General features: G+C 70.4%; 20 protein-coding genes. 4 read left to right on the top strand and 16 right to left on the bottom strand.

Going from position 1 to position 24,149, the window contains the following annotated elements:
• The first annotated feature begins 94 nt into the window (after positions 1 to 94).
• Positions 95 to 2,023, top strand: a complete 1,929-nt coding sequence (gene dxs, locus SOM35_RS06930; RefSeq protein ID WP_320514848.1) for a 1-deoxy-D-xylulose-5-phosphate synthase — start codon at positions 95 to 97, stop codon at positions 2,021 to 2,023.
• A 103-nt stretch (positions 2,024 to 2,126) separates the two neighbouring features.
• Here the strand turns inward: dxs and SOM35_RS06925 are convergent, their stop codons facing one another.
• The 4 genes from SOM35_RS06925 to SOM35_RS06910 form a co-directional block, all read right to left on the bottom strand.
• On the bottom strand, positions 2,127 to 4,265 hold the full coding sequence (locus tag SOM35_RS06925; RefSeq protein WP_320514847.1) for a 3-hydroxyacyl-CoA dehydrogenase NAD-binding domain-containing protein: 2,139 nt from the start codon (positions 4,263 to 4,265) through the stop codon (positions 2,127 to 2,129).
• A 2-nt stretch (positions 4,266 to 4,267) separates the two neighbouring features.
• A complete protein-coding gene (locus tag SOM35_RS06920) occupies positions 4,268 to 5,479 on the bottom strand; it encodes a thiolase family protein (protein WP_320514846.1) in 1,212 nt (403 codons plus the stop codon).
• 126 nt (positions 5,480 to 5,605) lie between these two features.
• Complete coding sequence (locus tag SOM35_RS06915) at positions 5,606 to 6,988, bottom strand: HRDC domain-containing protein (RefSeq protein WP_111073294.1); 1,383 nt, start codon at positions 6,986 to 6,988, stop codon at positions 5,606 to 5,608.
• Positions 6,981 to 7,577, bottom strand: a complete 597-nt coding sequence (locus tag SOM35_RS06910; RefSeq protein ID WP_221851915.1) for a DUF3000 domain-containing protein — start codon at positions 7,575 to 7,577, stop codon at positions 6,981 to 6,983. Before SOM35_RS06910 ends, SOM35_RS06915 begins: the two co-directional genes overlap by 8 nt.
• 115 nt (positions 7,578 to 7,692) lie before the next feature.
• On the opposite strand from SOM35_RS06910, the gene SOM35_RS06905 reads away from it, so the two are divergent.
• Entirely contained in the window at positions 7,693 to 8,892 is a 1,200-nt protein-coding gene (locus SOM35_RS06905; RefSeq protein WP_320514845.1) for an alpha/beta hydrolase family protein, read from the top strand.
• 156 nt (positions 8,893 to 9,048) lie between these two features.
• Here the strand turns inward: SOM35_RS06905 and SOM35_RS06900 are convergent, their stop codons facing one another.
• The 12 genes from SOM35_RS06900 to SOM35_RS06845 form a co-directional block, all read right to left on the bottom strand.
• The gene (locus SOM35_RS06900) at positions 9,049 to 9,843 is read right to left on the bottom strand and encodes a hypothetical protein (protein WP_320514844.1); all 795 of its coding nucleotides are present in this window, start codon (positions 9,841 to 9,843) and stop codon (positions 9,049 to 9,051) included.
• A gap of 47 nt (positions 9,844 to 9,890) precedes the next feature.
• Positions 9,891 to 10,286 carry a DUF6188 family protein gene (locus SOM35_RS06895; protein WP_320514843.1) on the bottom strand — a complete coding sequence of 132 codons (396 nt, stop codon included), beginning with the start codon at positions 10,284 to 10,286 and terminating at the stop codon, positions 9,891 to 9,893.
• Between the two features lie 38 nt (positions 10,287 to 10,324).
• The gene (locus SOM35_RS06890; RefSeq protein WP_320514842.1) at positions 10,325 to 10,735 is read right to left on the bottom strand and encodes a DUF6188 family protein; all 411 of its coding nucleotides are present in this window, start codon (positions 10,733 to 10,735) and stop codon (positions 10,325 to 10,327) included.
• Positions 10,732 to 11,532: a hypothetical protein gene (locus SOM35_RS06885; protein ID WP_320514841.1), complete on the bottom strand. Its 801-nt coding sequence runs from the start codon at positions 11,530 to 11,532 to the stop codon at positions 10,732 to 10,734. Before SOM35_RS06885 ends, SOM35_RS06890 begins: the two co-directional genes overlap by 4 nt.
• A 213-nt stretch (positions 11,533 to 11,745) precedes the next feature.
• On the bottom strand, positions 11,746 to 12,117 hold the full coding sequence (locus SOM35_RS06880; protein WP_320514840.1) for a hypothetical protein: 372 nt from the start codon (positions 12,115 to 12,117) through the stop codon (positions 11,746 to 11,748).
• 180 nt (positions 12,118 to 12,297) lie between these two features.
• Complete coding sequence (locus tag SOM35_RS06875; RefSeq protein ID WP_320514839.1) at positions 12,298 to 12,744, bottom strand: hypothetical protein; 447 nt, start codon at positions 12,742 to 12,744, stop codon at positions 12,298 to 12,300.
• Positions 12,745 to 12,757: 13 nt separating this feature from the next.
• The gene (locus SOM35_RS06870; RefSeq protein ID WP_320514838.1) at positions 12,758 to 13,066 is read right to left on the bottom strand and encodes a hypothetical protein; all 309 of its coding nucleotides are present in this window, start codon (positions 13,064 to 13,066) and stop codon (positions 12,758 to 12,760) included.
• A gap of 204 nt (positions 13,067 to 13,270) precedes the next feature.
• A complete protein-coding gene (locus SOM35_RS06865; protein WP_320514837.1) occupies positions 13,271 to 13,792 on the bottom strand; it encodes a hypothetical protein in 522 nt (173 codons plus the stop codon).
• Between the two features lie 32 nt (positions 13,793 to 13,824).
• A complete protein-coding gene (locus SOM35_RS06860) occupies positions 13,825 to 14,538 on the bottom strand; it encodes a hypothetical protein (RefSeq protein WP_320514836.1) in 714 nt (237 codons plus the stop codon).
• Positions 14,538 to 19,949 carry a DUF6531 domain-containing protein gene (locus SOM35_RS06855; RefSeq protein ID WP_320514835.1) on the bottom strand — a complete coding sequence of 1,804 codons (5,412 nt, stop codon included), beginning with the start codon at positions 19,947 to 19,949 and terminating at the stop codon, positions 14,538 to 14,540. Before SOM35_RS06855 ends, SOM35_RS06860 begins: the two co-directional genes overlap by 1 nt.
• 143 nt (positions 19,950 to 20,092) lie before the next feature.
• Positions 20,093 to 20,542 carry a SufE family protein gene (locus tag SOM35_RS06850; RefSeq protein ID WP_320514834.1) on the bottom strand — a complete coding sequence of 150 codons (450 nt, stop codon included), beginning with the start codon at positions 20,540 to 20,542 and terminating at the stop codon, positions 20,093 to 20,095.
• Positions 20,539 to 21,450: a sulfurtransferase gene (locus SOM35_RS06845; protein ID WP_320514833.1), complete on the bottom strand. Its 912-nt coding sequence runs from the start codon at positions 21,448 to 21,450 to the stop codon at positions 20,539 to 20,541. Before SOM35_RS06845 ends, SOM35_RS06850 begins: the two co-directional genes overlap by 4 nt.
• Positions 21,451 to 21,598: 148 nt before the next feature.
• Here SOM35_RS06845 and zapE point away from each other — a divergent pair, with 148 nt between their 5' ends.
• Both zapE and SOM35_RS06835 read left to right on the top strand, forming a co-directional pair.
• Positions 21,599 to 22,669 carry a cell division protein ZapE gene (zapE, locus tag SOM35_RS06840; RefSeq protein ID WP_320514832.1) on the top strand — a complete coding sequence of 357 codons (1,071 nt, stop codon included), beginning with the start codon at positions 21,599 to 21,601 and terminating at the stop codon, positions 22,667 to 22,669.
• Positions 22,670 to 22,856: 187 nt separating this feature from the next.
• Entirely contained in the window at positions 22,857 to 24,131 is a 1,275-nt protein-coding gene (locus tag SOM35_RS06835; RefSeq protein ID WP_253462914.1) for an ammonium transporter, read from the top strand.
• The last annotated feature ends 18 nt before the right edge of the window (positions 24,132 to 24,149 follow it).

The raw sequence follows: 24,149 nt of genomic DNA, 5'->3' as shown, positions 1-24,149 counted from the left end.
GACGGGAGGCGCGTGGCGGGCGGTCACCGCGCCTCCAGTCCGTGTGCCGGTCGCGCGCATAGAGTGGGCCGTCAGCCGTACGAAAGGAGCGCCCGTGAGCCTGCTCGCCAGCATCACGTCCCCGCGCGACCTGAAGCGTCTCTCCGACGCACAGATGACCGAACTCGCCGCCGAGATCCGCACCTTCCTGGTCGCCGAGGTCGCCAAGACCGGCGGCCACCTCGGGCCGAACCTCGGCGTCGTCGAGCTGACCCTCGCCATGCACCGGGTCTTCGAGTCGCCGCACGACCCCTTCGTCTTCGACACCGGCCACCAGTCGTACGTGCACAAGCTCGTCACCGGGCGCCAGGACTTCTCGCACCTGCGTGAGCGCGGCGGCATCGCCGGCTACCCGCAGCGCAGCGAGTCGGAGCACGACATCGTCGAGTCCTCGCACGCGTCCTCGTCGCTGTCGTGGGCGGACGGCATCTCCCGCGCCTTCCAGCAGACCGGGCAGTCCGACCGCACGGTCGTCGCGGTCGTCGGCGACGGCGCCCTCACCGGTGGCATGACATGGGAGGCGCTCAACAACATCTCGGACAAGAACGACCGCCGCCTGGTGATCGTGGTCAACGACAACGGCCGCTCGTACGCGCCGACGATCGGTGGGATGGCCCGGTTCCTCAGCTCGGTCCGCACCCGCCGCGAGTACCGCACGCTGTACGAGAAGAGCCGCGCCGCAGCCGACCACTTCGGCGCGCCCGGGCGCGCGGTGTACCGCGGCCTCCGTGGCGGACTGCACGGGTTCTTGTCGCGCTTCACGAACAACGAGGCGCTGTACTCGAACCTCGACATCAAGTACATCGGCCCCGTCGACGGGCACGACCAGCAGGCGATGGAGGCGGCGCTCCGGCAGGCGAAGGGCTACGGCTCGCCCGTCATCGTGCACGTGATCACCGAGAAGGGGCACGGCTTCGAGCCCGCGCTCCGTGACCAGGCGGACCAGTTCCACGCCGTCGGGCACATCGACCCGGAGACGGGCGAGTCGCTCGACAAGGCCTCGGGGCCGTCGTGGACCTCCGTCTTCGCCGCCACCCTGGCCGAGGTCGGTCACGAGGACCCGCGCATCATGGCGATCACCGCCGCGATGCTCCGACCCACCGGGCTGCACCTGTTCCAGCAGGCTCACCCCGACCGGGTGATCGACGTCGGCATCGCGGAGCAGCACGCGGTCACCACGGCCGCGGGTCTGGCGTACGGGGGACTGCACCCCGTCGTCGCCCTGTACGCGACGTTCCTCAACCGGGCGTTCGACCAGGTGCTCATGGACGTCGCCCTGCACCGTGCCGGGGTGACGTTCGTCCTCGACCGGGCGGGCATCACCGGCCCGGACGGCCCCTCCCACCACGGCATGTGGGACCTGGCGCTGCTGCAGGTGGTCCCGGGCATCCGGATCGCCGCGCCGCGCGACGCCGTCACCCTGCGCGAGGAGTTCCGGGAGGCCGTGGCCGTCGACGACGCGCCCACGGTCCTCCGGTGGTCCAAGGGCCAGGTCGGACCGGACATCCCCGCGGTGTCCCGGACGGCGGACGGGGTGGACGTCCTGCACGCCTCCGACGCGTCGGAGGACGTGTTGATCGTGGCCGTCGGGTCGATGGTGCCGACCGCACTCGAGGCCGCCGGGCTGCTCGAGGCGCAGGGCATCGGTGTCACCGTCGTCGACCCGCGGTGGGTCGTGCCGATCCCGGCGTCGCTCATCGACCTGTCGCGCGACCACCGGCTCGTCATCACGATCGAGGACGGCGTCCGCGTCGGTGGCGTCGGGACCCGGTTGCGGCAGGACCTCCGCGCTGCCGGGGTCGACACGGGTGTCAACGAGCTCGGGCTGCCGGACGAGTTCATCGCCCACGCCAGTCGTGGTCAGATCCTCTCCGATGCCGGGCTGACGGCGCAGGCGATCGCCCGCGACGTCATCGACCAGGTCGTCGGGACGAAGGTGCCCCAGGCGAAGCCGGCGCGGTCTCGGGAGTCCGCGGAGCGCTGACACGGGGTGCGCGGCCGCCCGGCCCGCGGAACACCGGTGTTCGTCCGTTACATCGCGTCATGCCGCGATGTGTCAGACGAACACCGGTGTTCCGCAGAGTGGGTCAGCGGGAGGCGGGCCCGACGATCGGCGGCTCGTGGAACGTGCCGCCGAACACCCGCTCGGACGCCCCGCTGCGGTCGAGGTACGGACTGATGCCGCCGGCCTGGAACGGGTAGCCCGCGCCCAGGATCAGCCCGAGGTCGATCTCCTCGACGTGCTGGACGACCCCGTCCTCGAGCATGCGGTGCACCTCGTCGGCCAGGGCGTCCTCGAACCGGCGCTGCATCTCGGCAGCGTCGACCGGGTGGGCGTCCTTCTTCGACGGCGCGACGAGCTTCACGGCAGCGGAGTCGTACCCGGTCGCGTTGCCCTTCTTGTCGCGGGTCAGGATCGTCCCGTGCTCGGCGATCCGCTTCAGCCCGTCGCCCGGGTAGAAGCGCTCCGGCCAGGCGGCGTGGTGCGAGTCGAGCACGTGCGCGCCGACCGGCAGCCCGACGAGCTCGAGCAGCTCGAACGGCGACATCGGCAGGCCCAGGGGAGCGGCACCCTCGGCGACGGTCTCGAACGAGGTGCCCTCCTCGACGCCACGCATGGCCTCGCCGAGGACGCGTGCGAGCACCCGGTTGACGACGAAGCCCGGCTGGTCGGCCGTGACGATCGCGGTCTTCTTCAGGGTCTTCGCGACGGCCAGTGCGGTGGCGACGGCCTCGTCGGACGTCCGGGAAGCGCGGACGACCTCGAGCAGCGGCATCACCGCGACCGGGTTGAAGAAGTGGAAGCCGACCAGGCGCTCCGGGTTCTGCAGCACCGACGCCATCTCGTCCACCGACAGCGACGAGGTGTTCGTTGCGAGGATCGCGTCCGGTGCGATGACCTGCTCGATCTTCCGGAACACCTCCTGCTTGACGCCCATCTCCTCGAAGACGGCCTCGATCACCCAGTCGGCGTCCGCGAAGGCGTCGTACGACACCGAACCGCTGACGAGTGCGGTGATGCGGTTCGCGTCGTCCTGCGAGACCCGGCCCTTGGCGAGCATCTCGTCCACGGACTGGCGGATCCGGGCGACACCGGCGTCGACGCGCTCCTGCGAGACGTCGGTGATGACGACGGGGACCCCGAGTCGGCGGGCGAAGAGCAGCGCGAACTGCGAGGCCATCAGCCCGGCGCCGAGGACGCCGACCTTCGTGACCTTCTTCGCGTCGACGCCCTCGGGAGCGCCGACCGGACGCTTGGCCCGCTTCTGCACCAGGTCGAACGCGTACATCGACGCGGCGAACTGGTCCCCGGCGAGCAGGTCGGCGAGGGCGTCGTCCTCGCCGGCGAAGCGCTCCTCGAGCGACCCCGACTTGGCGGCGGCGACGAGGTCGAGCGCGCGGAACGGCGACTTCGGGACGCTGCCGATCTTCGACGTCACCTGCTGCCGTGCGACCTTGACGACGGTGCCCCAGGCGGCCTTCTCGATCATGCCGGGTTCGTTCTTGCGGACCACCTTGGTGCGACCGGACACGACGCCGTCAGCCCAGGCGACCGCGGACGGCAGGAAGGTCACCGAGGGGATGAGGGCGTCGCCGATGCCGAGGTCGACCGCGGCCTTCCCGTCCATCAGGCGGTTGTTCTTCAGCGGGTTCTCGACGATGACCCGCAGGGCCTTCTCCGGGCCGATCAGGCGGGGGAGCAGCGTCGCACCACCCCAGCCGGGGATGATGCCGAGGAAGACCTCGGGCAGCCCGATGCCCTGGGCAGCGGACGAGAACACGCGGTAGGTGCAGTGCAGCGCCACCTCGAGCCCGCCGCCGAGCGCGATGCCGTTGACGAACGCGAACGACGGGACACCGAGCTCGCTGAACTTCCGGAGCGTGGCGTGGCCGAGCACACCGAGCTCGTGCGCGACCTCGCGGGAGGGCAGCGCTGCCGCCTGGGACAGGTCGGCGCCCGCGGCGAAGCAGTACTCCTTGCCCGTGATCGCGACGGCCTGGACGGTGCCGGCGGCCGCGGCGGCACGGAGCTCGTCGAGCACGCCGGACAGCTCGCGCATGGTGCGCGGGCCGAGCGTCGAGGGGCGCTTGTAGTCCTTGCCGTTGTCGAGCGTGATGAGCGCGAGCGTGCCACCGGAGGGCAGCGCGACGTGCTTGACGTACGAGTGGGTGACGACCTCGTCCTCGCTCAGGGCAGTCAGCTGGTCGATCGGGGTGGTGGTCATGGTCAGGCCGCCTTCCGTGCCGCGGACTTGCTGAAGTTCGGGTTCTCCCAGATGACGGTGCCGCCCTGGCCGAGCCCGATGCACATCGTCGTGATGCCGTACTTGACGTCCGGACGCTCGGCGAACTGCGCCGCGAGCTGGGTCATCAGACGCACACCGCTCGAGGCGAGCGGGTGCCCGACGGCGATCGCACCGCCCCAGGCGTTGACGTTCGGGGAGTCCTGCGCGATGCCGTAGTTGTCGAGGAACGCGAGCACCTGCACCGCGAACGCCTCGTTGATCTCGAACAGGCCGATGTCGTCGATCGACAGCCCGGCCTTCGAGAGCGCCTTGTCGGTCGCGGGCACCGGGCCGACGCCCATCACCTCGGGCTCGACACCCGCGAAGGCGAACGAGACCATGCGCATCTTCGTCGGGAGCCCGTGCTCCTTCGCACCGGCGTCCGAGGCCAGCAGGCTCATCGTCGCGCCGTCGTTCAGGCCGGCGGCGTTGCCGGCGGTGACCCGTCCGTGGGACCGGAACGGCGTCTTCAACGCGGCCAGGGCCTCCAGGGTGGTGCCGGGACGCGGCGGCTCGTCGGCCGACACGATGTCCCAGCCTTGACCGGTGTTCACCTCGACCGGGATGACGTCCGGCTGCAGCTTGCCGGCGCCCCAGGCGGTGGCGTAGCGCTGCTGGGACTGCACGGCGAACGCGTCGGTGCGGTCCTTCGTGATGGCGGGGAAACGGTCGTGCAGGCGCTCGGCGGTGTTGCCCATCACGAGCGCGTCGGGGGCGACCATGCGCTCCGCGACGAAGCGGGGGTTCGGGTCGGCGTTGAAGCCCATCGGGTGGCGACCCATGTGCTCGACCCCGCCCGCGATGGCGACGTCGGCGGCACCGAACGCGATCGCGCCGGCGAGGGTGGTGACGCTCGTCATCGCACCCGCGCACATGCGGTCGATGGCGTAGCCGGGGACGGACTTCGGCAGGCCGGCGAGCATCCCGACGGTGCGTCCGAGGGTCAGGCCCTGGTCGCCCTGCTGGGTGGTCGCGGCGACCGCGACGTCGTCGACGGCGGCTCCGTCGAGCGAGCTGTTCCGGTCGAGCAGCCCACGCATCGCGTGCACGGCGAGGTCGTCGGCGCGGGTCCGCCAGAACACCCCCTTCTCACCGGCGCGGCCGAACGGGGTACGGACACCGTCCACGAACACGACGTCTGATGTCTTCGGCAATGCGAGCCTCCAGATCCACAACGATCGGGCCGGAGCGACGTGTCACCCCGACCGGCCGGGCCTCGCCCGGCGACGCTCCGACGCTAGTACCCCCGGCTGGGCAGGGGCACGTCGGTTGGGCGGTTCCTACGAGCCGGTGGTCCCGGTGGCGTCGTCGGCCTGTCCGTCTGCGACAAGCGCGGCGTCGCCCGTCTGCGCGTCGGCGTCCGGGTCGTCGGTCGCGCCGAGTGCGTCGGCGTCCGCCGTCGTGTCGTCCGGACGGGAGGCCGTGGTCGCCGTGACCTCGGCCGCCGGGTCCTCGACGGAACGGTCCGCAGCCACCTCGAACGCGTGCGCGATGACCGACGCGGTCTCCTCGACCTGCCACGGCCGGGCGTCGTGCGACGCGAGCGTCGCCCCGACGGTCTCGGTCGCGACGGTCTTCGGCGGCGTCCAGGACACCAGACGGAGCGTCTCCGGCGTCAGCAGGTTCTCGACGGGCAGGTCGAGCTCGGCGGCACGCGCGGTGACGGCGGCCCGGGCGGCGCGGTACCGGCGGTCGGCGGCCGGGTTGCGTTCGGCCCATGCACGGGGCGGCGGGAGGCTCGGCTCGCTCCCGCCACGCAGGCGCGGCAGGTCCTCGGTGGTGCGACCCTCCTCGAGGGCGGCCCACCACCGGTCGAGTTCGGAGCGACTGGCGCGGCCCGTGAAGGACTTCAGCGCTCCGAGTTCGGCACGCGAGGTCGGGGCGGCAGCGGCGGCGGCCACGATCGCCGAGTCCGGGATCGTCCGGCCGGGGGCGATGTCGGTCTCCTGCGCGTACGCGTCGCGGGCGAGCCACAGCGACCGGGCGATCGCGAGGGCCCGGGCACCGCGGAGCACGTTCATGCCGGACAGCCGGCGCCAGGGCTCGGCGCGCGGCGGCTTCGGCGCACGGGCGAGGACGGCGGCGAACTCCTCCTCCGCGATGCGTGCCTTGCCGGCTGCTTCGAGGACCGCGGCGAGCGAGTCGCGGAGGTCCGGCAGCAGTTCGACGTCGAGGGCGGCGTACACGAGCCAGGCCTGGGGGAGCGGCCGTGTCGACCAGTCCGCGGCGGAGTGCGCCTTCGCGAGCGTGATGCCGAGCAGCTGCTCGACGACCGCACCGAGGCCGACTCGGGGGAACCCGGCGATGCGCGCGCCGAGCTCGGTGTCGAAGATCCGGGTCGGGACCAGGCCGACCTCGCGGAGGCACGGCAGGTCCTGCGACGCGGCGTGGAACACCCACTCCTCGTCGACGAGCGCGGCCTGCAGGTCGGTGAAGTCGCCGATCGCGATCGGGTCGAACAGGAACGAGCCGGACCCGCGGCGGAACACCTGGATCAAGTAGGCCCGCTGCGAGTAGCGGTACCCGCTGGCGCGCTCGGCGTCGACCGCGACCGGACCGGTGCCGGCGGCCAGGCGGGCGACCGCGTCGAGGTACTCGTCGCGCTCCTCGATGACGTGGACGGCGGCGTGCGCGTCCTCGTAGGCGGGATCGGCGTCAGTCACGGGCGAGCCTCCGGGGGGCCAGGAGCGAGACACCGTCCGAGGCCGGGGGGAGTCCGGCGAGCATCGCCACGATCTCCTCCCACGCCTGCACGTGCGGCGTCAGGTCGTCGTCGAGGGGCGTCCACGACGCCCGCAGTTCCAGTTGGGCACCGTCGCCCTGTGCTGCGAGTTCGCCGTACCCGCGCGAGATGATCTTCGTCGCCGTGCCGGACGCGTTGCCGTACCGGGCGCCGTGCGCGTCGAGGGCGTCGACGAGCCAGCTCCAGGTGACGTCGGCGACGAACTCGTCGACCCCGATCTCCGGCTCGAGTGGGGCCTGCGCGAAGGTGACGATGCGGTACGCGCCGCCCCACCCCTCCGGCTCGGCGGGGTCGTGCAGGGCGATGAAGCGTCCGGTGCCGAGGTCTGAGTCCACACCGTGCACTGCGCCCGACACGTCCGCCGCCAGGGCGAGCGAGAACGGGGCGATGCGACTCGGCGACGGGATCTCGGTGACCGTGGTCTCGGTGCGGGTCCTGCCGCTCGACACGAACGAGCGGAGACGCGCGAACGCCTCCGGTTCGGCGTCGGGGTCTCGGGATTCGGGCACGGATGCAGACTAGGCTCCGGACCCAGCACCGGTACGGGCGGCACGCCGTCCGCCCCGCAGTCGTGCTGCCCGCAGTCGCCCTCGTCCTGAGTCGTCCTCGTCCTGGAAGGCCCGCATGGCCCGCCGTCTCGATGCCGTCCGGTCCGTCGGCCTCCTCGCGCTGGGTGCCGGCGTCACCGCCGCTGCCGTCGGCGTCGCCGTGGTCGCCGGCTCGGTCGCCGCCGTCGCCCGGGCCGTGGTCACCCCGGACCGCAAGCGCACCGAGCGGGTGCCGATCACGGCCGTCGACCTGGAGGCACGCACCGTCTCCCTGGGACGCAGTCCCGACACCGAGTCCCCGGGTCGGTACAGCCTGTGGTTCGGCGGCGCGACGGGGCACATGCGCGTCGGCGAGGTGCTCGACACCACCGACACGACCGTCACCCGCCGGGTCATCGCCGTCGACGCCGGCGACCCCACCGTGGCCCGACGCGGTCGGTGGGGCGGCTGGTTCTACCTGACCCCGGGGGAGCTCGGGGTGCCGGTCGAGGACGTCGACGTGCAGACCCCGAACGGCCCCGCACCCGCCTGGGTCGTCCGTGCCGCGGACCCGGCCGCGCCCTGGGCCGTCCTGGTGCACGGCCGAGGTGTGACCCGGGCCGAGACGATCCGCGCAGTACCCGTGTTCCGGGCCGCCGGCTACTCGGTGCTGCTGGCGTCGTGGCGGAACGACGGCGTCGCACCACCGAGCCCGGACGGTCGCTACGGCCTGGGTTCGACCGAGTGGGAGGACGTCGACGCCGCCCTGGACTGGGTCGCGCAGCAGGGCGCCACGAGCGTCGTGCTGATGGGCTGGTCGATGGGCGGTGCCGTCGTCCTGCAGACCCTGGTGCGCTCGGGCCTCGCCGGACTCGTCAGCGGCGTCGTGCTGGAGTCGGCGGTCGTCGACTGGCACGCGGTCCTGAAGTCGCAGAGCCGGGCGCTCCGGCTGCCCCGACCGGTGCGGAAGGTGGCGCAGTGGGTCCTCCGCACGCCCGTCGTCCACCGGGTCGCCGGACTGGACCAGCCGATCGACCTGCGGGAACTCGACATGGTCGCCCGCGCCGACGAACTGCGGGTCCCGATCCTGCTGCTGCACAGCGACGACGATGGCTTTGTGCCGTCATCGGCGTCGTACGCCCTCGCCGCCGCCCGGCCGGACCTGGTGCAGCTCGAGGTCGCCCACGTCGCGCGGCACACCAAGCTCTGGAACCACGACGCGGACTGGTTCGACGCGCGGATCCGGGCGTGGCTGACCGAAGTGGTGGCGTCACGGCCGGCGGCCGACGCGCGGTGACGCGCGTGCGGTGACCGACGTCGGACGGGAGGCGCGGGGCCAGCGGTGACGCGCCTCCCGTCCGACGGGTGGTCACCACCCGCCGTGCGCGTCGCGACCAGCCCGTCAGCAGCGCCTGCCCGCTTCAGCGGCTGCCAGGTCGAGCGGCTACCAACTTCAGCGGTCGGGGAAGAGGTCGACGGACCGCGGGGTGGAGCGGTAGCGGAGGTGCTCGAAGTCGGGGTGCCAGTCGACGAGGCCGACCACGGCGCGGACGGCGATGTCGATGAAGTACGGCGACACGACGATCCGGCGGGGGATCGTCGTCGCCTCGATCTCGGTCGCGGGTCGGGAATGCGACCCGGAGAAGTCGGTGACGTGCACGCCGTCGAGGTCCGTGCCCCAGGTGTACGCGGGCAGCAGGCGGGCGGTGTCCGGGGCGACGTTGCCGACGACCTCCCACATGCCCGGCTGGAACCGTGCCGGCAGGGTCAGCCCGGCCACCACCGGCTGCGTGGCGAGCACGACGAGCGGGTCGGCGGGGCGCGGCAGGTCCTCGGGGCGCTCGAAGACCGCGACGTAGACGGCGTCGTGCAGCGTCGCGAGGACGTGCCCGAGCAGCACGCGGCCGCCGCCGTCCGGGATGAAGAAGACGTCACCGGTCTCGGCGGTGAACGGCTGGCGGCTGAGTGGGACCAGCTCGTCGGCGGAGGGATCGGCGCGTGCGGACGAGCGGTCTGCTGCTGCTTCCGTGGCTGGCGGATGCGACGCCGTCACACCGGAGCGTCGAAGTCGTTCGACCTGTTCGTCGAGGTCACGGCCGGGTGTGCCGCGGCCGACCATGTCGATGGTGAAGACCTTCTCGGGGTCCGCCCTGGTCTCGGCCAGGAGCTGCGCGAAGAGCTGCTGTTCGCTGTCAGCCTGGTGGAACTCTGAGCCCGATGGCTGGTCCTTCTTGCGCTTGCCGAACACGTCGTCCGTTCCCCTCGTCCGATGACACCCCATCGTGGCACGACCGGTCAGTCGGACGTCGCCGGTGGGTCGACGACTGCCAGGCCACCGCCGGGCATGGCGATGATCATCCGGGGCTCCGGCCCGGCGCCGTGGTGGTTCCACGACTCGTACGACTCGTCGGGCCAGGCCTGCAGGACCGTCCCAGATGCGAAGTCGACCCGGAGGTCGGCGCCGTCGAGTGTCGCGTTCGTGACCGTGTCGCCGAGCAGGGCCAGGACGGGTGCGAGCGTTGCTTTCTGCCCCGGATCCACGATCCGGCGTTGCCCGTCCCGACCGGTGATCGCGAACTCGGTCTCGAACTGCACCGTCGTGCCGTTCGAGAACCCGATGGTGGTCTGGAAGGTGATGGTCAGGACGTCCACCCGGGCGTCGGTGAGATCGAGCCTGTGGTCGTCGGTCACGGTGCCTCCTCCGGGGCCGTCGCGACCCACTCCCGCACTCATGACGGCGTCCCTCCGGGCAGCGTGCGGGCGACGACCTCGCCGCCGGTCAGGACGTCGATGTCCAGGCGCCCTCGTCCTGGTTCGGACCAGTGCCACGACGGCCGGTCGCGGTGGGACCACCCCTCCAGCAGCTCACCCGATGCGAAGCGGACGGCGATGCGGGCGCCGGTGACGGTGCCGCGTTCCACCACCTTCGTGTGGAGGGCGAGGAGCGGCAGGAGCGAGGGCGGGTCGCCGGGTTCCATGAAGGTGTGCGTGCCGTCGGCCTCGGTCAGGGAGAAGGTTGTCTCGAACCGGAGGGTTGCTCCGCTCGAGAAACGGACGGTGACGGCGGTGTCGACCGTGACGGCGTCCACCATGTCGCCAGCGACGTGCAGCTGGATGGGGGCCGACGTGGTGTTCGTCACGGTGTCCTCTCGCCGTCTCCGGCGTCTCGCTCTGCGGGGAACACGAGCTGATCGACACGCGGCAGTTCAGTCGGCATCTCGTCGGTGAACCACGGGAGCTCGACCATCTGCATCCTGCCGTCCTGCATCCAGATGAGCAACTCGCCGCCGACTGCCTCGGCGTCGGTCCGGTAACTGGCGGCTTCCGGCAGTGGTCCATCGGGGAGATCGACGCGGGGTGCGTCGTCGCGTTCGAGCGTGAGCGCCCACGCGCGCGGCCCGGACGGCGTGACGTCGACCACTGCGTCGAGTTGGGTGAGGAGCGCCGGTGCCTCGTCGATCCGAGCGTTCTGGAGGCACGCGCGGACGAGTGCGCGGATCTGCTGACCGTCACGTTCCTCCTGTGCGCGGCGGTGCTCGTCCTGTGCACGGCGCTGCTGGGCGGCGGTCTCCTCGTCGCGGCTCCCGATGCCCGGTACGGCAACGCCGGGTCCGAGGAACAGTTCGAACTCCCAGGAGGTCCCGATCACCGAACGATCCAGGGTCACCGTGACCGTCGTGCTGTCGAAGAAGTCGATGCGGATCACCGCCTGCAAGGCATCCGTCGTGGTGCTGCCGATCGGTGAGCCGAAGAACTCGCCGTCGATCATCTGGTGGTTGTCCCGGACGAAGCGCCGCATGTCGTCGTCGGTGATCCACAGCCCGTCGCCGCTGCTGTCGCGCAGCTTCTGCTCCCACTCGAGGACATTGAGGTCCGAGTCCGGCAGCACGACCATGTCCAGGTCGGTGACGAGCCAGCGCAGGGGAGGGATGGTCATCCCGTTGACGACGTTGCGGAACGTCAGGACGCCCATCGGTTGTGAGCCGATCAAGCGGTGGTACGTCACGAAGTCGGGCTGGGGTCTCCTGGTTGCCGGGTGGCCTGATCTCCTGCGGAACGACATGGTCCTCATTCGCTCGCTCTCACCGATCGCTTCCTGCTGCCTCGGAATGCGGTTCGCGAGTCTACGGGAGCTTGCCGACCAACTCGATCACTTCGTCGAGGAGCGCGAGCAAGCACTCATCTCGTGGGCGTGCGCGTCCGCCTCGGTCTTGTAGATCTCGCCCCATGCGATGCTCGGAGGCATGGCACGGACAGGCAGATCGACGTCAGGGAGACAGATCTGCACGAAGTGCGGGAAGGCGGGGAAGGTCCAGAGGTCTTCGTCTTCGAAGCGACTCCAGAGCAACAGCTCCCCGATGCCCAGCGGGTGGCCGAGCTCCTGACCGTTCAGCGGCGGATCGCAGCTGACCATCAGTGCATGGCGACCGTTCGGGAGCTCGATCGGTCGTTCCACTTCGCACCGGAAGACGGACGAGAATCGCTTGCTGTCCGTGGAGGAGAGAAAAAAGACTTCTTGCATGTCTAAACTCCGGATTGATGCCGCTGACGCGATCGAGTTGGATCGCGCCCTTCTCGATGCCGTTCGGGATGATGTACTCGTCAAGTCTGCCTCGGTTGCCGTCCAGGGGAACCGGTGCCTTCGTCTCACCGCCGCGCTGGGGTGTTCTCGACCCAGTCGAAGACGACCACGGGCCTTCCTTCAGGGGTCGTGTGGCCGGCGGGACATGACTGCCGCCGGTGTTCCTTCCCCGAAGATCGCAGTGAACCGGTCTTGCACGCCGACTCGATCCAGGTCGAGGATCACCGTCCACCACGCTCCGTCCACCACATCGAGGACGATCACGGCTTTGTCGAGCTGACCGACATCGGCTTCGTCGAAGCCGATGAACTCGCCCTCGATGAACTGCACCGTGGCTGCGACGAGACGAGTGAACGTGGCGTGGTCGAGCACCGGATTCGGAAGACCTGGCGTGCCGGACACTCGTTCGAGTTCACGAATCTCCAATCCGGAGCCAGGGGAGACGTTGACGAAGATGTCCTCGGCTGTCCAAGAGAGTTCGGGGAGACACAGAGATCTCAAGATGTCGTCGAGTTCGACATCCACGTCTTCATTTTGAATCAAGTCAAGAGTGAAAAGGCGCAGCATACGGAACCCTCGATCAGGTGCTCGGCCCTTCGGGTGACACATCGCCGCGGAGGAGATCAGAGCCGTGCGTCTCGAAGTGTTCGGGAAGCTCAGCGAGTTCCTCTGGCCACTCTTGCAAGAGACGTTTGATTTCCTCGACGATCCACATGGGAACAGTGAGGTTGCGCTCCGCGATGAGCCCTGCTGCGATACTCAGGCCGATAGGGGCTTCGTTGCATTCAACGAGATCGCGCGCATCTTCCAGCGCTTGAATTCCGAGCCGCTCTTCGAGTCCGCTGATGACGCGGAGTGCCTGATTTCGGTAATTGCCAAGGTTGTTCATTGTGGGTTTTTCGATGTGTTGGTAGGGAATCCGGAAATGATCTCATCGTTCCTGATGACTACTCGAATCACGGCGCCGTCCCGAATGCCGTTCGCGATGGAGGTCGTCCCGGCCTCACCCTGCGCCACCCACTCGAGATCTGGGTCAGTCGCGACGTCAGAGATATCGAGGATGATCCTGCCCTACGCAAGGGCTTCCTGGTCGTCAGCCGAACAGCTCTGCAGAAGTCGGTGTCTCCCGGTAGATCAGGTCGTCCATGAACGGTAGCCACGGTCCTTCCCCGTGCAGTGCGCGAACGAACTTCTCGAGGATCATCGGAGAGTCGATCACGAGGGGTGGAATGGCGTCGGCGAGATCGCCTGTCACGGTGGTTCTCGCGGAACCATCGAAACTGGTGACCTCCACACCTTGCTGCCCCGGCGTCTTGACAGAGTAGGCGGGAAGGAACCTCCGGCGGTCTGGGGTCGCGCTCCCGAAGATCTCCCACATACCTGGTCGGAAGCGGGAGTCGAAGGTCATCCGCGCAAGGAGGGGCGGCGTGCCAAGCGCAGCACTGACGGCTTCCAGCCCTGGACTTGGGGTGGCGACCGTGGAGTCGAACACCACGACGTAGAGCGCGCCTTTGTAATCGTCAATGACTTGCCCGACTTGGTAATTCCCGCCGTGGAAAGGTATTCCGAACACGTCTCCTGGCCGCACATCGTACAACTGCCTCTCGCTGTTCAAGACGGGTCTCCTCCTGCGGGCCAGGTCGGCAATCACCGAGCGGGGGTCTCACGTCTGGCCGGGGGCAGGAAATCGGTGATGTAGAGCACGCCGACGATCTGACGAGCAGTCGCATCCAAGGCTGCGGTCACCAATGAGTCCTGTAGCCAGATCGAGCCCAGCAGAACGTCCATGGATCCAGCATCGGAGAGGTCCTTCGTGAACTGTTCCAGTCCGACCACCGTGACCCCCTTCTCACGTGCCAGGTTGTACTTCGTCCAGAGCGTCCTCGCGATGCTTGAGGCCTCGGTCTCGCCGAGGCGGAGGACCCGGTCGTCGGGCAGCGCTTCGATCGCGGACAGGGCGCGGCCTGCGGCCGGGAGTGGCGACGCCCGAAGGAGCCCGCGGAGGTCCCCGAGCGAGATTGTCCTCGCCATCCGAGATCGATCGAGGTAGGTCGCAGCGAGCACCTCGTTCTCGTGCTCGTCGAGCACGAGCGACACCACCTCCTCGCCGGACTCCACCTGGCAGAAGATGACCGGAGTGCTGCCCAGGCCGACGAGCGGCTCGATCAGCTCCTGGAGGTTCGGTTCGCGGGCCAGGTACTTGGAGCGCACCATGGCGACGAACTCCGCTGCGCTGAAGCGGTCGGCGAAGACCTCGTCGTCCTTCTGAGCACGAGCCATCACCGACTCCACCTTCGGGGGAACCGGCACGGTGGAGTGCGCGAGGATCCGGTCGAGGTCCCGAACGGTCAACACGCTCATCAGTCGCCGTACCTTTCAACTTTCGCATCGCGGACCACTCCGCGGATGAGGACTTCGGATTCGTTGTAGTTGTCGGGACTTGGCACGACGCGGCTCGCGTAGGGCTCCAGATCGGTGCTGAGGACGACCCCACGACCGCCGGGTGTCAGGACGCCCTGCCCAGTTGGATCAGAAGCAAACCGCTCAGCGACGGATCGGTCCGTGCTCCAGCTCGTCATCATGCTGTTGCGACTGTCTCCCGCGTTGTGGGCCGCTGCATCCCGGTGGCCCTGCAGGTGGCCGGGGTACGCGACACCTTCCGTCGCAGCGGCGTACTCGTGATGCGTTTCGTTGATCCCGCGGTAGATCGGGGTGGGCGTCGGCGCAACGTCCTCCAGCTTGCTGACGGCGTTCGGCACGTGCACCCTGTTGAGCACCCCGCCGGTCGCAGCCGACGTCGCGGCGCCCTCGGCAGCGTTCCGCAGCAGGCTGCCCGGTGTGACCGGCTGCCCACTGACGACGGTGTTCGCGACGTTCTCGACAGCACCCTCGACCGCGTTGCCGACGAAGTGCTTGCCGATCGCCGCACCGAAGCCGCCGCCGACGGCACCGAACGCTCCGCTGACCGCGACCTGCCCCCAGTTGACCTCGCCGGTGGTGGCCTTCTGGATGATGGTGTCCGCGCCGGCGCTGATGAGCATCATGCCGACCGGGCCGCCGACGCCGGTGGCCATGAGGAGTCCACCGCCGACGACCATCGCGCCACCGGCGACGTACTCCCAGTTGTCCTTGAACCATTCGCCCGTGGCCGCTGCGGCGCGGGCCAGGGGACCCTGCTCGCTGGCGGCGTAGGCCTCGAGTTCGGCGTCGGTGATCGGCGCGAGCCCGAGCGGGTCGAGCGCGTGCAGCGGGTCGTTGCCGGCAAACGAGTACGGGTTGCCACCCCAGGCGGCTCCGGCGGGCGGAGCGAGCGGGTCGACGGAGAGGAACCCGCGGGTGGTCGGGTCGTAGGCGCGGGCGCCCATCCACTCGAGTCCGGCGACCTGCAGGGTGCCGTCGGCACCCAGACCGACGGCTGCGGGCAGGGACGCCCCTCCGACGTCGGCGAGGACCTGCCACGGGTCCGCTTCCGAGGCCGCACGGGCGCTGCGCCAGCCGGCGGTCGTCCAGGCGTCACCGACTCCGGTGATGCCTCCGGGAGCACGGAGGACCGGGGCGTCGCCGACCGCGAGGAGCGTCGGCGTGGCCGCCGCGGTGTCCCAGGTGATCGGGACACCGTCGACCTCGGCGAGTTCACCGAGGGCATCGACCGTCAGGTTGATCGTCTCCGAGCCGTCGGGGCGCTGCTTCCGTGTGGCGGCGAGCCACCCGCGGGCGTCCCAGAGCGAGTCGGTGGTGCTGCCGTCGCTCCGGAGTTCGCGCGTGCGCTGGCCGCGCCCGTCGTACTCGTAGGTGACGGACTCGTCACCGTCCTCGACCCGGAGGAGCTGACCTGCCGCGTCGTGGTGGAACCGACGGACTCGATCATCGGTGCGTTCCTCGACGAGCCGTCCGGCTGCGTCGTAGACCCAGTCGGACCGGTGGTCAGGGCCCACCGCTGACACGAGTTCGGCGGAGACCAGCTGTGCCCCGTCGTCGTGGCCGTACCCGGTCCGTCCGGTGGGGCCGTCCACCGACAGGATCCGCCCGTCGGGATCACGCTCGATGCGGGTCACGTCGGAACCGTCGGCGTCGGTCGTCGTGTGCTCGACGAGCTGGCCGTCCGCGTAGCGCCAGGACTGCAGCTCGTCACCGGCCCGGAGGCCCGTCAGACGTCCGGCAGGGTCGTGGTCGTACCGGACCTCGCCGAAGGCGGTGTGCTCGACACGGCTGACACGACCGACGGCGTCGCGGTCGTACCGGGTGACCGTGCCGTCGGGGGAGTACACAGCGGTGCGGAGGCCGTCGGCGTCGTGGCTCCACCGGGTCTCACGGGAGTCGGAGCTGCGACGGACGAGCTGTCCGAGCCGGCTGTACTCCAGTGTGTGGGTCGCCGGATCCCCGCCACGGGTGTGGTCGGTGATCGTGACCGTGCGGGAGCGCGGGTCGCGGTCGATGCGGGCGAGCAGTGCATCGTCCGCGTACTGGGCGACCTCGAGCCCGGCGGCGTCGTGCTCCCATCGCAGGACCCCGCCATCGGGATCGGTCTGGGTCAGCTGGCGCCCGGCCGCGTCGTAGGTCGCGGTGGTCGTTCGTCCCAGGGGATCAGTGGACGACGACACCTTGTCCAGCTGCGTGTACGTCCGCACCGTCACACCGCCGAGTGGGTCGGTGGTGCGCACGAGTCGACCGCGCTCGTCGTACTCGTAGCGGGTCACCCCACCGAGTCCGTTCACCGCGGCGGTCAACTGGCCGGCGGCGTCGTACCGGAACGACCGCTGCCCGAACCGGGAGTCCCGTGCCGAGACGACCCGACCGACCCGGTCGTACCGGTACTCCGCGGTGCCGACACCCGGCGCCTGGGAGCGCACGACGCGGCCGACGGCGTCGTACTCGGTCCGCGCGACGGTCCCGTCGGGCATCGTCCGCGCGGTGATCCGCGAATCGGCGTCGTACGTCAGCGTGGTGCGGGCGCCGGCCGGGTCGACGGCGGCGACGGGACGACCACAGCGGTCGTACTCGTAGCGGCTGGTCCACCCGGCGGGCGTCGTCACGGCCACGACACGACCGGCCAGATCGCGCTCGATGACCGTGAGGCCACCGTCGGCGTCGACGAGTTCCACCGGGCGCCCAGCGGCGTCGTAGGTGGTCAGTTCCGCGGAGGTGTCGGCGTGTTCGACCGACAGCGGCCGACCGAGTTCGTCGGTGCGGACGGTGACGTCATCGAACGCGTTCCGCACGACCGCAATGCCGTCGACGCGTGCGCGCTCGATGTCGGTCCGGACGCCGGTGGGGTCGACGGTGGCGCTGACCTGCCCGGTCGCGTCGTACTCGCGGGTCCAGCTGCCGCCGGACGGGTCGACCACGGTGCCGAGACGGGAGAGCGCGTCGTGGACGAAGCGCCACTCGGCCCCGTCCGGCAGGGTCGCCGTCGTCACGTTGCCGAGCGCGTCGAAGTCCTTCGTGACGACCCGACCGAGCGGGTCCGTCGTCGCGACGACCTGGCCGTGCGGCCCGTACGTCAGCTCGGTCCGCGCACCGGTGGGATCGACCGTCGCGGTGACCCGGCCGCCCGGACCGTGTTCGTACCGCCACACGCCGCCGTCGGGCTCCTCGCGGGAGGTCAACAGTCCGCTCGCGTCGTACCGGTAGCGCGTGCGGTGGCCGAGCGGTGTGCGTGCCTCGACGACACGACCGGCGTCGTCGCGCTCGAGTCGTGCGACCGCGCCGTCGGCGGCCTCGATGCCGACGACGTCGCCGAACCGGTCGTGGTGGAAGGTGACCCTCACCCCGGTCGGGTCGGTGCACCGGACGAGCGTGCCGCCGCGCCACTCGAGCTCGGTCCGCCCGCCGACGGGGTCGACGACGACCGACGGGTTGCGGTCCGCTGCGTCGGCGTACTCGTACTCGACGACGCCACCGGCCGCCGTGACGACCGTCGTGACGCGGTCCTGCTCGTCGTGGCCGTACGTCAGGTCGGCGCCCTCCGGCGTCACGGTGCGGACGCGTCGGCCACGGTCGTCGTACCCGTGGACGGTCGTCTGGCCGTCGCGCTCGGTGACTGACACCAGGTTGCCGTGCGGGTCGTACGACATCGACTGACGGCGGCCGTCGGCGTCGACGATGCCGACGACGCGGCCCTTCCGGTCCGAGATCCAGGTGTTCGTGGCGGTTCCGTCGGTGTCCGACACCGAGGTCACCCGGCCCTGCAGGTACGCGAACCGGACGGTGCGTCCGAACGGGGTGCGCTGCTCGACCACACGGCCCTGCGCGTCGTACACGTTGACGCACTCGACGACTCCGGAGGCCGCGGTCACCTGGTCGACCAGGCCTGCGTCGTCCCACCGGTAGCGTCGCGTGCCGACCGCGTCCTGCGCGGCGACGAGGCGGCGGGCGTCGTCGTACCGGTACTCGACACGGCGGCCGTCCGACGCCGAGACGGAGGCGACGCGGTCGTCCTGGTACTCGACGTGGACCGCGCGGCCGAGTTCGTGCTCGAGCCGGGTGATCCGGTCGTCGGCGCCGCGGACGACCGAGACGCCGGTGCCCGGCCCCCGGTCGGTGCCGAGCCAGAGCCCGGCCGGCGTGAACGTCCATCGACCGCCGGCGTTGTCGGCGACGACGAGCACGGCGTCCTCACGGCGGAGCCAGAGGTCCTCGCCGACCCCGCGTCCCCAGCCGTCGCCGTCCCGGGGGAAGTCGACCTGGCGTCCGTCCTCGAGCACGATCGACGCGACCTCGTCACCGAGCTCCAACCGGACGTCGAGCACCGACGACCAGCCGATGCCGAACCACCCGACCCGGGTGTCGAGCGAGTTGTACATCCGCGAGACGTGCAGCGCTGCCGCGGCCCCACCGAAGCGCAGGTCCGTCTCCGGCTCGAGGAAGTTGCCCGTCGCGGTGTTCACCGGGTCGTCGGCGAAGCCGTTCGTCGGCGGGGTCCCCATCGCCGAGAACGGGCCGATGGTCAGGTCGTCGCGGGTGGCGTCGATGCCGGCCGCCGCCAGGGCCGCCGAGATCGAGGCGTCCGACAGCGTGGCGGGTCCGGTGCCACCGCCTGCGGCCTCGAACTGCGCCGCGACGGTGCCCGCCCAGGCCGCGTCCTGACCGTTCGCGGTCAGCCAGTCGTTCACGGCGGTCACGAGCGACTGCGCGTTCAGCGTGCCCCAGCACGGGTTGCAGCCGGACTCGTAGTCGGTCAGGGCGTTGCGGAAGGTCGAGACCGCGCCGGCGAGTGACTCGTCGCACGACCGGATGCCGGACTGGAACGACCGGAGGTCTGCGGGCACCGCCGACGACGTGCCGCCGCCTCCGCCACCCCCACCGGCCGGGATGGTCCGGCCGCTCACGGTCACGGCGTCGGCCTGGCGGTGCGGCTCGGGCTCCGGCTCCGGTGGCTTCGGGTCGTCATCGGCGCCGAACCAGGTCCCGACCTCGTGGGTCGCGGCGACGAAGAGGTTGTCCTCGCGCTCCTTCTTGCGCGCCGCCCAGGCCTTCGCCTTCGCCCGCCGGTCGTCCTCCTGCTTCGCGGCCTCACGCAGCTGCTCGACGAAGCCGGACAGGCTCTGCAGAGCGCCGACGAGCTCGGACGCCCCTCGGGAGGCGACGTCCGCGTTGTCCGCGAAGACCTGGGAGAAGTACCCCCGGAACTCCCGGCTCGCGGTCGTGACGTACGACGCCCGTGACCCCGATTGGCCGCTGATCGCGTTCGCGAGCCCCGTCGCAGCGGACTTCAGTCCGTCGGCGTCTCCGTATGAGTACCCCGTCGGGTCGTTGCCGTGGATCTTCCCCATGTCGTCCCGTTCCCCTCGTCGGTTGACGGGCCCATCCTGTCACGTGCACCGTGCGTTCCACCGGAACGCTCAGCAGACGGCGGGAACGACGGACGGGAGGCGCGTCACCGCTGAGCGGGCCGCGCCCGTCCGGAACGAGGCAGCTACGCGACCGCCGCCGTGACCTGCCGCTGCACCCGGCCGAGCATGCCGACCATGCCGCGGATCCGCAGCGGACTGACCGCCTCGGACAGCCCGATCGTGAGCGGGTAGTCGGCCGGCACCGCGAGCACCTGCTCGGCGGTCAGACCGGAGAGGCCCTGCGCCAGGATCGAGGCGAACCCGCGGGTGGTGGGCGACTCGCGCGGCGCGGTGGCGTGCATCCGGACGACGTCGGGTGCGTCGCCGTCCTCGCCGACCGTGACGGTGATGAAGACCGGGGACTGGCACTCCTCGACACGTTCGAGTGCGTCCTCGTGGCCCTGCAGGCGCGGCGGCAGGGCCGGCAGCTCGTCGGAGAACTCGAGCAGGAGCTGCAGGCGGTCGTTCAACGAGAGCGCGAGGAAGTCGTCGCGGATCTCGGCGAGGGGCTGGGGGAGTGCTGCGTCCGTCATCGAGAGGGCAGCGTACCCGGCTCCGAGCCCTGCACGATCGGGACGCGGACGGCGCTGCCCCACTCGGTCCACGAGCCGTCGTAGTTGCGGACGTTGTCGTAGCCGAGCAGGTGCTGCAGGACGAACCAGGTGTGGCTCGAGCGCTCACCGATGCGGCAGTAGGCGATGACCTCGTCCGCGTCGCCGATGCCGGCACCGTCGCGGTAGACGGCGTCGAGCTCGTCGCGCGACCGGAACGTGCCGTCCGCGGCGGCGGCGGTCGCCCAGGGGATGTTGACGGCGGTGGGGATGTGGCCGCCGCGGAGGGCGCCTTCCTCCGGGTAGTCCGGCGCGGTGGTGCGGGAGCCGTCGTACTCGGGGGCGCTGCGGACGTCGATGAGCGGCTTGCCGAGGTGCGCGAGGACGTCGTCCTTGAAGGCACGGACCGGTTCGTCGTGGCGCTCCACGACCGGGTACTCCACCGGCTCGACGGTCGTCCGGTCGGTCGTCATCGCGCGGCCCTCGGCGGTCCACTTCGCCCGGCCGCCGTCGAGCAGGCGGACGTCCTCGTGCCCGAAGAGCGTGAAGACCCAGAGGGCGTAGGCGGCCCACCAGTTGTTCTTGTCGCCGTGGATGACGACGGTGGTGTCGCGGCCGATGCCCTTGCCGCCGACCAGACGGGCGAACGCCTCGCCGTCGATGTAGTCGCGCTGCACCGGGTCGTTGAGGTCGGTGTGCCAGTCGATCTTCACCGAGCCCGGGATGTGCCCGGTCTCGTAGAGCAGCACGTCCTCGTCGGACTCCACCACGACGAGCTCCGGCGATCCGGCTCCGGCGTCGAGTTGCTCCTGCAGCCACTCGGTGGACACCAGGCGCTCGGGGTGCGCGTAGGAGCGGAACTTCTCGGACGGGTCGACCGGTGCGGTCATCGGGGGTACCTCCTGGGGATCGGTGGCGTGCGGACTACGATCGGTCCTTGCGCGTCGACGGCAACGGTACGCGGGCGGGCCGAGTCCCCGCCGCACCGTGACACCGCACGACGAACACGACACGCACGCTCCGCACCGGAAGGCCGTCTTGCCCGAACTCGCTCCCGTCGCCCACCTCGTGGACCGCGACCCGCAGGTGACCCCGCAGCAGATGGCCGAGTCGCTGGTGCCGCCGCCGCAGTTCACCACCGCGTCGTTCGCCTCGTACCGCCCCGACCCGGAGTACGCGTCGCAGGCCGAGGTCCGGGACGCGGTCGAGGCCTTCGTCGCGACGCCGCCCGAGCCCGCCAAGCGCGGCCTGTTCGGCCGGAAGCGCAAGGAGCCCGAGACGCCGACGCGTTCGGGTGTGTACCTGGACGGCGGGTTCGGCGTCGGCAAGACCCACCTGCTGGCCGCCGCCTACCACGCGGCGTCCGGCCGGAAGACGTTCGGCACCTTCATCGAGTACACGGCCCTGGTCGGCGCACTCGGCTTCCAGGGCACCGTCGACCTGCTCCGCGGCACCGCGCTGGTCTGCATCGACGAGTTCGAGCTCGACGACCCGGGCGACACCATGGTCATGACGCGGCTCATCAAGGAGCTGTCCGAGTCCGGCACCCGCTTCGCTGCCACCTCGAACACCCCGCCGGGCGCACTCGGCGAGGGCCGGTTCGCGGCGCAGGACTTCCTCCGCGAGATCCAGGCGATGTCGGACCGGTTCGACACGATGCGCATCGACGGCCTCGACTTCCGTCGCCGTGCCGTCGACGAGTCCGCCTCGGTCGTCGACGACGTCCCCTCGGCGCTGGCGACGGTGACCGCGTCGGCGTCTGGTTCCGCGACGGGAGGCCCGGCCCGCGTCACGCAGGACGACTTCCGGTCCGTCGTGGCCCACCTGGCGTCGGTGCACCCGTCGAAGTACGTCGCGCTGGTCGACGGCCTCGACGCCGTGGGCCTGACCGACGTGCAGGCGTTCACCGACCAGACCGATGCGCTCCGCTGGGTGGCGCTCGTCGACCGGCTGTACGACGCGCAGGTGCGGATCGTCGCGTCCGGCATCCCGCTCGACACCGTGTACCCCGAGGTGATGCTCGAGGGCGGGTACCGCAAGAAGTACCTGCGTGCAGCCAGCCGCGTCGTGGCCCTGACGCGCGCGGAGACCCAGCCCCGGGCCTCCTGACCGTCCTCGCACGTCGCTCCGGGCACCTGCACACCGCACTGACCGGTCCACGAAACACAGCGTTCACAGAACGCGCCGTGACGTTACCTCCGCGAAACAGACCGAGCGCTCCGGTGAAACACGCCGTCGCCAGACTCGGTCGCACCCGAGGCGGACGAGAGCCGCACAGCTCACGAGAGGTGCACACATGCTTGATCAGGGCAACACGACGTTCGTGTTGGTGATGGCCGCGCTGGTGTTGTTCATGACACCCGGCCTGGCCTTCTTCTACGGCGGATTGGTGAAGGCCAAGTCCGTCATCAGCATGATGATGATGTCGTTCGGAGCGATCGCCCTGGTGAGCGTCCTCTGGGTGCTCTACGGCTACGCGATCGCCTTCGCCAACCCCGGCGACCACACGGCGATCTCCGGGGTCGTCGGCTTCTTCAGCATCGACTGGAACCAGCTCGGCCTCGGCCAGGCGTTCGAAGAGGCCAAGGCCTCCAAGATCGACGCGGCCTACCCGTCGATGGCCTTCGTCGGCTTCCAGGCCACGTTCGCGATCATCACCGTCGCACTCATCTCCGGCGCCATCGCCGACCGCGCCAAGTTCGGCGCGTGGATGGTCTTCGCCGGTGTCTGGGTCACGGTCGTCTACTTCCCGGTCGCCTCGTGGGTCTTCAACCTGACCTCGGGCTGGGCCGCCACGTGGGGCGTCATCGACTTCGCCGGTGGCACCGCGGTGCACATCAACGCCGGTGCCGCGGGTCTGGCCCTGGCCCTGGTGCTCGGCAAGCGCGTCGGTTTCGCCAAGGGTGCGCACAAGCCGCACAACCCGCCCTTCGTCCTGCTCGGTGCCGCCATCCTCTGGTTCGGCTGGTTCGGCTTCAACGCCGGCTCCGAGGGTGCGGCTGACGGCATCGCCGCCATCGCCTGGGTGAACACGCTCGCCGCTCCGGCCGCCGCGATCCTCGGTTGGCTGCTGGTCGAGAAGCTCAAGGACGGCAAGGCCACCTCGGTCGGCGCCGCTTCGGGTGCCGTCACCGGTCTCGTCGCGATCACCCCGGCGTGCGCCAACCTGACGCCCGGTTGGGGCCTCGTGCTCGGCTTCCTCGCCGGTATCGTGTGCTGCTTCGCCATCGACTGGAAGTACCGCCTGGGCTTCGACGACTCGCTCGACGTGGTCGGCGTGCACCTGGTCGGCGGCATCTTCGGCACGCTGTTCCTCGGCTTCTTCGCCAACGACACCGGCCTGATCTACTCCGGCTCGTTCGCCCAGCTCGGCAAGCAGGCCGCGGCCGCCGGTGCCGTCGGTGCGTACTCGTTCGTCCTGGCCTTCGTGATCGGGTTCATCATCGAGAAGACGATCGGCTTCCGCGTCAAGACGGAGGACGAGGTCGCCGGCATCGACACCGCGGTCCACGGCGAAGAGGGCTACGTCCTCTACGACGAGGAGGACAAGAGCCCGGTCGGCGTCCGCTGACACGCTCTCCCGCACGAG

It is taken from the genome of Curtobacterium sp. CFBP9011 (genome assembly GCF_034045095.1).
Classification (GTDB): Bacteria; Actinomycetota; Actinomycetes; order Actinomycetales; family Microbacteriaceae; genus Curtobacterium.
The sequence above is the reverse complement of the archived record's forward strand: the minus strand, read 5'-3'. Positions and strand labels throughout refer to the sequence as shown.

Bases quoted from the DNA above. Each gene is read 5' to 3' on its own strand.
- SOM35_RS06925 (WP_320514847.1), bottom strand. From the start codon at position 4,265: ATGACCACCACCCCGATCGACCAGCTGACTGCCCTGAGCGAGGACGAG.
- SOM35_RS06905 (WP_320514845.1), top strand. From the start codon at position 7,693: ATGGCCCGCCGTCTCGATGCCGTCCGGTCCGTCGGCCTCCTCGCGCTG.
- SOM35_RS06885 (WP_320514841.1), bottom strand. From the start codon at position 11,532: ATGACCATCCCTCCCCTGCGCTGGCTCGTCACCGACCTGGACATGGTC.
- SOM35_RS06880 (WP_320514840.1), bottom strand. From the start codon at position 12,117: ATGCAAGAAGTCTTTTTTCTCTCCTCCACGGACAGCAAGCGATTCTCG.
- SOM35_RS06875 (WP_320514839.1), bottom strand. From the start codon at position 12,744: ATGCTGCGCCTTTTCACTCTTGACTTGATTCAAAATGAAGACGTGGAT.
- SOM35_RS06870 (WP_320514838.1), bottom strand. From the start codon at position 13,066: ATGAACAACCTTGGCAATTACCGAAATCAGGCACTCCGCGTCATCAGC.
- SOM35_RS06860 (WP_320514836.1), bottom strand. From the start codon at position 14,538: ATGAGCGTGTTGACCGTTCGGGACCTCGACCGGATCCTCGCGCACTCC.
- SOM35_RS06855 (WP_320514835.1), bottom strand. From the start codon at position 19,949: ATGGGGAAGATCCACGGCAACGACCCGACGGGGTACTCATACGGAGAC.
- SOM35_RS06850 (WP_320514834.1), bottom strand. From the start codon at position 20,542: ATGACGGACGCAGCACTCCCCCAGCCCCTCGCCGAGATCCGCGACGAC.
- SOM35_RS06845 (WP_320514833.1), bottom strand. From the start codon at position 21,450: ATGACCGCACCGGTCGACCCGTCCGAGAAGTTCCGCTCCTACGCGCAC.
- SOM35_RS06835 (WP_253462914.1), top strand. From the start codon at position 22,857: ATGCTTGATCAGGGCAACACGACGTTCGTGTTGGTGATGGCCGCGCTG.